Source organism: Micromonospora sp. D75 (assembly GCF_018070405.1).
Lineage (GTDB): Bacteria > Actinomycetota > Actinomycetes > Mycobacteriales > Micromonosporaceae > Micromonospora > Micromonospora chalcea.
Window position 1 is genome coordinate 1 of sequence record NZ_JAGPXV010000310.1, and the last position, 6,949, is coordinate 6,949.

5 protein-coding genes are annotated in these 6,949 nt (G+C 72.1%); 2 read left to right on the forward strand and 3 right to left on the reverse strand.

Going from position 1 to position 6,949, the window contains the following annotated elements; translation table 11 throughout:
• Positions 1-351: 351 nt before the first annotated feature.
• A complete protein-coding gene (locus tag KBX39_RS18695; RefSeq protein WP_030504250.1) occupies positions 352-1,827 on the reverse strand; it encodes an aminopeptidase P family protein in 1,476 nt (491 codons plus the stop codon).
• Positions 1,828-1,940: 113 nt separating this feature from the next.
• Between KBX39_RS18695 and asnB the strand changes: the two genes are divergently transcribed.
• Positions 1,941-3,902, forward strand: coding sequence for an asparagine synthase (glutamine-hydrolyzing) (gene asnB, locus KBX39_RS18700; RefSeq protein WP_043329713.1), 1,962 nt, complete (start codon positions 1,941-1,943; stop codon positions 3,900-3,902).
• A gap of 60 nt (positions 3,903-3,962) precedes the next feature.
• On the opposite strand, the gene KBX39_RS18705 is transcribed toward asnB, so the two are convergent.
• On the reverse strand, positions 3,963-5,114 hold the full coding sequence (locus tag KBX39_RS18705) for a lytic polysaccharide monooxygenase (protein WP_113972461.1): 1,152 nt from the start codon (positions 5,112-5,114) through the stop codon (positions 3,963-3,965).
• A gap of 335 nt (positions 5,115-5,449) precedes the next feature.
• Here KBX39_RS18705 and KBX39_RS18710 point away from each other — a divergent pair, with 335 nt between their 5' ends.
• On the forward strand, positions 5,450-6,379 hold the full coding sequence (locus tag KBX39_RS18710) for a carbohydrate kinase (RefSeq protein WP_166457836.1): 930 nt from the start codon (positions 5,450-5,452) through the stop codon (positions 6,377-6,379).
• Between the two features lie 56 nt (positions 6,380-6,435).
• On the opposite strand, the gene KBX39_RS18715 is transcribed toward KBX39_RS18710, so the two are convergent.
• Positions 6,436-6,949 (reverse strand): MFS transporter (locus KBX39_RS18715; protein ID WP_210871737.1); only part of this gene is annotated, 514 nt, incomplete at its 5' end.

Below are 6,949 nucleotides of genomic sequence, written 5' to 3' on the forward strand. Positions count from 1 at the left end.
AGAGCGCCCGCCGCTTGCTCGTCCGCGGGGCAGGCGCCATCGGCGCTCCACCGTCGGGTGTCGTTACATCGTTCGACATGAGATGAGAGCCCTTTCGGTTCTTCCCAAACGGGTCGCACCGCCCCAGGCCGGGCGACCAGCTACAAACCGGTTGTAGCCTCTGATCAGCACCGTATGAGAAGGTTCCTCGCGAGGAAGACGTATCCGAAAAAAGCCCGCATTCCTCCCACGATCGGCGGTCGGTGACCAACCACGTGAGCGGACCGCAACTCCCCCAGACGGCGGCGGGCCCCACCACCTGCCGTGAAGGCGCGGTGGTGGGGCCCGCCGGAAGATCGCGGCCCGCAGGACTCAGCCGGGCAGGCGGGGGCCCGCCTCACGCTGCTCGGCCAGCCAGGTCTCCACCTCGTCGGAGCGCCGCGGCAGACCGGCCGACAGGTTCACCGGACCGTCCGCGGTGACCAGGATGTCGTCCTCGATCCGCACGCCGATGCCCCGCAGCTCCTCGGGGACCATCTCGTCCTCCGGCTGGAAGTAGAGCCCCGGCTCGACGGTCAGCACGTACCCCTCGCCGAGCGGACCCTCCCGGTAGTTCTCCTTGCGCGCGTTGGCGCAGTCGTGCACGTCGATGCCGAGCATGTGGCTGGTGCCGTGCAGCGTCCACCGCCGGTAGACCGTGGAGGCCGGGTCCATCGCCTCGTCCACGCTCACCGGCAGCAGCCCGAGATCCTTCAGCGCCTCGGCCAGCACCCGCATCGAGGCCAGGTGCACGTCCCGGAACGCCACGCCCGGCCGGCACATCTCGATGCCGGCCTGCTGGGCGGCGTACACGGCGTCGTAGACCTGGCGCTGCAGCGGCGTGAACCGGCCGTCGACCGGCAGCACCCGGGTGACGTCGGCGGTGTAGAGGTTGCGGTTCTCCACGCCCATGTCCATCAGCAGCAGGTCACCCGGACGGGTGGCGCCGTGGTTGTGCACCCAGTGCAGGACAGTGGCGTGCTCGCCGGCCCCGACGATCGAGCCGTACCCGACGTCGTTGCCGTCGTGCCGGGCGCGCAGCGCGAAGACGCCCTCCAGCAGCCGCTCGGAGACGCCGCGGTCGGCCGGCAGCGCCCGTGCCACGTCCTCGAAGCCGCGCACCGTGGCGTCGCACGCCTCCTGGAGCTGCGCGATCTCCCACTCGTCCTTGACCAGCTTCAGCTCGGCGATCGCGATGGCCAGCTCCCGGTCGCGGCCGGGCTGACCGTCGGCGCGCGCGCCGTCGTACTGACGCACCGCCGCGTCCACCCGGGCGTCGAAACCGCGCAGCACCCGGGTACGCCCCGGCGCCAGCTCGGCCAGCGTCGCGTCCAGCTCGCTCAGGTCGGCCGTCGGCAGGCCCAGCTCGGTGGACTTCTCCCGCAGCGTCGGCCGGCGGCCCACCCACAGCTCACCGTGCCGGCTGCGGAAGAACTCGTCGGTCACCCGCGACGACCGGGGCCGCATGAACAGCGTGGACTCGCCACCCGGGCGCAGCACGAGGACGCTGTCCGGCTCCAGGTCGCCGGTCAGGTACGCGAAGTCGCTGCCCGGACGGAACCGGTGCTCGGTGTCGTTGGCGCGTACCTTCTCGTTGCCCGTGGGGATGACCAGCGTCTCGCCCGGGAAGGCCTCGGCCAGCGCGGCCCGCCGCTTGGCGTGGTTGGGCGCCTCCGGGCGCGGGGCGACCGGCAGTTCGGTGTCCCGCCAGCCCTGGCGCATGAACGACAGGAACGCCTCCGGGAAGTCCGGGTCGTGCGACTCCGTACCGTCCGCCGGTTTGCCCTGTCGCGTCCGCTCCTCGGCCATGATCCGTCCCTCCCTGAGCCTCGTCGCTGGTCCAGACGGTACCGCGCGCACGACAGCGGGAGGTGCCTGCGGTGCCGCGACGGAGGCTTCCGGCGCGTGGAAAGATGGCGGCCATGTGCGGACTCCTGGCCTTCTTCAGCGCGCGCGGCGACGCCGCCGCCCACCGCGACAACATCGCCGGCGCACTGGAGTGCCTGCACCACCGTGGCCCGGACGAGACCGGGGTCGAGGTGGTCGGCGACGCCTCCGGCCGGTACGCGGACGGTGTGTTCGCGCACAAGCGCCTGGCGATCATCGACGTGGCGCTGAGCCACGAGCCCCTGCCGTACGCGGGCGGGCGGTACCTGCTCACCTTCAACGGCGAGATCTACAACTACATCGAGCTGCGCGAGGAGCTGATCCGCGACTACGGCGCCCAGTTCGCCACCAACGGCGACGGCGAGGTGATCGTCGCCGGCTACCACTACTGGGGTGAGCAGGTGCTCACCAAGTTGCGCGGCATGTTCGCGTTCGTCATCTGGGACCGGCAGGAGCGGCGGGCCTTCGGCGCCCGGGACTACTTCGGCATCAAGCCGCTGCACTACCTGGAGACCCAGGACGGCCTCTACCTCGCGTCGGAGAAGAAGGCGCTGCTGCCGTTCGCGCACTCGGCGTACCAGGGCGACGCGGGCATCGACACCGCCAACCTGAGCCACTACCTGACGCTGCAGTACGTGCCGGAGCCGGGCACGCTGCACAAGGGGATCAGCCGGATCGGCTCGGGGGAGTACCTGAACTGGACCCCGGGCGGCCGGATCGAGGTGCGCCGCTGGTACCGCCCGGTGTTCCGGCCGGCCCCGGTCTCCGACGAGCAGCGGCTCTACCACGACATCCGGGAGACGCTGCGGGAGAGCGTCCGGATGCACATGCGCTCGGACGTGCCGGTCGGCTCGTTCCTGTCCAGCGGCATCGACTCCACCGCCGTGGTGGCGCTGGCCCGCGAGTTCAACCCGAACATCCTCACCTTCACCGTCGGCTACGACGTGCCCGGCTACTCCGAGATCGACGTGGCCCAGGACTCGGCCCGGCACCTCGACGTGACCACCATCCCGACCAAGATCGGGCCGCAGGACATGATCGACGCGCTGCCGAAGATCGTCTGGCACCTGGACGACCCGGTCGCCGACCCGGCGCTGGTGCCGCTGTACTTCGTGGCGAAGAAGGCCGCCGAGCACGTCACGGTGGTGCTCTCCGGCGAGGGCGCGGACGAGTTCTTCGGCGGCTACACGATCTACCGGGAGCCGCTGTCGCTCAACTCGGTGAACAGCCTGCCCGACGGCGTGCAGAAGGGCCTGCGCGCGGTGTCCAAGGCCATTCCGCAGGGGGTCAAGGGCAAGAGCTTCCTGGAGCGCGGCACCACCCCGATCGAGCAGCGCTACTACGGCAACGCCCGGATGTTCACCGAGGAGGAGAAGCAGCACCTGCTGCGCCGCTACGACCCCTCGGTGCGCTACACCGACGTGACCGCCCCGATCTACGCCGAGTGCACCGAGCTGGACGACGTCACCAAGATGCAGTACGTCGACCTCTACACCTGGCTGCGCGGCGACATCCTGGTCAAGGCCGACCGGATCTCGATGGCGCACTCGCTGGAGGTGCGGGTGCCGTTCCTGGACCGGGAGGTGTTCAACGTCGCCGCCGGCATCCCGGTCGACCTGAAGCTGCCGCCCCGCTCCGAGGCCACCAAGTACGCGATGCGCCAGGCGCTGCAGGGCGTCGTGCCGCCGGCCATCGTCAACCGCAAGAAGCTGGGCTTCCCGACCCCGACCCGGGTCTGGCTGCGCGGCGAGATGTACGAGTGGGCGCGGCACGTGCTGTCCACCTCGGGCGCGGGCGACCTGATCGACCTGTCGTACGCGATGCGCCTGCTGGAGGAGCACAAGCGGGAGGAGGCGGACCACTCCCGCAAGGTGTGGACCGTGCTGATCTTCTGCATCTGGCACGCCATCTTCGTGGCCAAGACGCTCGACCCGGGCATCCAGCGCAACCAGTCCGCGCTGCTCACCAAGCCGGTCGTCGGCAGCATGGTCCGCTGACCCGAGCGTGACGAGGAAGGGCCCCCGGGGTGTTCCCCGAGGGCCCTTCCCGTTACGGGATCACCTGCCGGTGCAGGTGACCGTCGGCAGGGTGTTGGTGCCGGAGAAGTTCGCGGTGAAGCCGAACGTGGTGGTGCCCTCCGGCGGGACGCTGCCGTTGTAGGCGGCGTTGGAGACGCTCACCGACGCCCCGCTGCCGCTCAACGTGCCGTTCCACACCTGGTTGATGGTCTGGCCGCTGGGCCAGGTCCAGTTCGCGGTCCACCCGGAGTACGTCCGGGTGCTGTGGTTCATGATCGTCACTTCGCCCTGGAAGCCGCCACCCCAGGCGGTGACCACCTTGTACACCGCCATGCAGGAGCCGGCCGGCATGGTCGGGCTGGTCGTCACCGGCGGAGGCGAGGTCGGCGGCGCGGTCGTCGGGGGCGCGGTGGTCGGGGGCGCGGTGGTCGGCGGCGCGGTGGTCGGGGGCGCGGTCGTCGGGGGGTTGCTGCCGCCCGAGCCGATCCCGGTCACCTCGCCGTTACCGCCGTCGAACGTCACGTCCGAGCAGCCGAAGAAGTTCTCCTGGCTGTCCGAGCGGACCCAGCGCGAGTAGATGATGTGCCGGCCGCTCTTGTTCGACGGCAGGTTGCCGGTGAAGTAGTAGTGACCGTCGTTGGTGCCGACCGCGCCGCGCTGCGGCGGGTTGGTCACCTGCAGGAACGGCTGCTCCTCCAGGTCGCTCCAGGCCAGCGGCCGGTTCGGGCTCCAGCTGTCCTTGGTCACGTAGAAGTAGAACGTGCCCGGGTGGTGGGCCCAGTTGCTGTACCGGAACTCCATCGACCGGCCCGCCGTCAGGTGGGTGATCGGCCAGTCGTTGCGCGCCGCGTCGTACCCGCTGAAGCCGGGGTTGCCGCCGCTGCACAGCTTGCCGTCGGGGATGAACCCGACGGTCCGCCCGCCGGCGTCGGAGCGCAGCACGCTGAACCAGTTGTACAGCGAGTTCGCGCCGCTCTCGGCCACCGCCGACGAGCAGGCGGGGTTGTTCGGCCGGATCTCACCGGTCCCGGTGAGGCCGTCCTTCCAGCACAGGTAGGTGCGGGCGCCCGGCGTCATGGCCGCGCCGTGCGCGGCCGCCGGTCCGGAGTTGGTGACCAGGGCGAACGCGCCCAGGGTCAGGGTGGCGGCCGCGGTGAGCAACGCGGCCGTACGGGATCGGGATCGGTGCACGGGGATCTCCTGACTCGCGGAGCGTGGCCCGGTTCGGCCCGCCCCGCTGCGACGAGCGGATGCGACGATCGCGGTGCCCGCGCCCGGTCGGAGTGCGGCCGTGGCCGTCGACGGGCGCGCACCGTCTGCGGTCCGTTGCCCAACGGACCGTGGATGCCCTCGCGTCGGATCGACCCGGCGGCCGGTGACGCGGCAGCCCCCGCGTCGTCACCCGGCACCGCCATCCCACCACGTCCGGGCGCGGCCCGCAATAGGCGCCGTTCGATGCCAGGGTCCCGGCGCGCGGTGGCGCCGGTATGCGCCAGGATCGGGGTAGGACGACGAGGGGAGTCAGGATGGGGTACGCGGTGGTGCTCGGCGAGGCGCTGGTGGACCTGCTCGACGCCGAGCGCGACGGAGAGCCCGTCTACCGGCAGGCGATCGGCGGGGGACCGCTCAACGTGGCGGTGGCGACCGCTCGGCTCGGCGGAGACGCGCGGTTCGTCGGGTCGCTCGGCGACGACGCGCTGGCCGGACGGATCCGCGCCTTCCTCACCGACGCCGGTGTGGACGTGAGCGGGACGGTGACCGTGCCGGCCCCGACCGCGCTCGCGGTGGCCACCTTCGCCGGCCCCGAGCCGGACTTCCGCTTCTACGGCGAGCCCCGCTCGTACGCGCTGCTCGGCCCGGACGACCTGGACGTGGCGCTGGTCGAGGGCGCGGACGTGCTCTACTGCGGCTCGATCGTGCTGCTCGACCCGCCGGTGCTCGCCGCCGCCCGCCGCGCCTGGTCGATCGCGGGCGCGCTGCGGGTGTTCGACCCGAACGTGCGGCCCCGGCTGCTCACCGCCCCGGACGCGCTGGACGGGCTGCGCGCGGTGGTCGCCGAGTTCGCCGCCGCCGCGCACCTGGTCAAACTCAGCAGCGCCGACGCGCGGGTGCTCTACCCGCACGAGCCGGTCGAGGGCGTGGCCGCGTACCTGCGGGAACTGGGCGCGAGCACGGTCGTGGTCACGCTCGGCGCGGACGGCGCGCTGGTCGCCGCCGGCGACGACGTGGTGCGCGTGCCCGCGCCGAAGGTGGACGCGGTGGACGCGACCGGCGCGGGGGACTCGGTGATGGGCGCGCTGGTGGCCGAGCTGCTGGCCGCCGGTGAGCCGGCCGACCCGGCCGGGTGGCGGGACCGGGTGGCGTTCGCGCTGCGGGTGGCCGCAGTGGTCTGCGAGTCACCGGGTGGCGCCACCGCCATGCCCACCCGCGCCGAGGTGACCGCCCGCTTCGCGTGAAAGGAAGGGCCCCTTCTTAACGCCTCAGGTAGAGAAGGGGCCCCTTCTTAACGCGCTCAGCGCTCAGCGCGCGTGCGGGTCATCGTCAGGACGGTGACCAGGGTGAGGACGGCGGCGCCGGCCAGGACCGTGGCCATCGGCAGCGCGCTGCCCTCGCCGCCGAGCCCGACCAGGGGCGCGGCCAGCGCGCCGACGACCGACTGGATGCCGCCCATCAGCGCGGCGGCGGTGCCGGCGTGGCGGGCGTGCGCGTCCAGCGCCAGCGCCGTGCTGTTCGGCGTCACCATGCCCAGCGCGCCGACGTACCCGAACAGCGCCACCGCGGTCAGCGCGAGGCCGTCGGTCAGCGCGCCGCTCAGCACGCCGGCCGCGGCGACCAGGCCGACCGCCAGCGCGGTGACCAGCAGCCGGCGTGGCGGGAACCGGTCGAGCAGCCGGGCGTTCAGCTGCCCGACGGCCACCAGGCCGAGCGCGTTGACGCCGAAGATGACGCTGAACACCGCCGCGGAGACGCCGAAGACGTCCTGGAACACGAACGACGACCCCGAGATGTACGCGAACAGCCCGGCG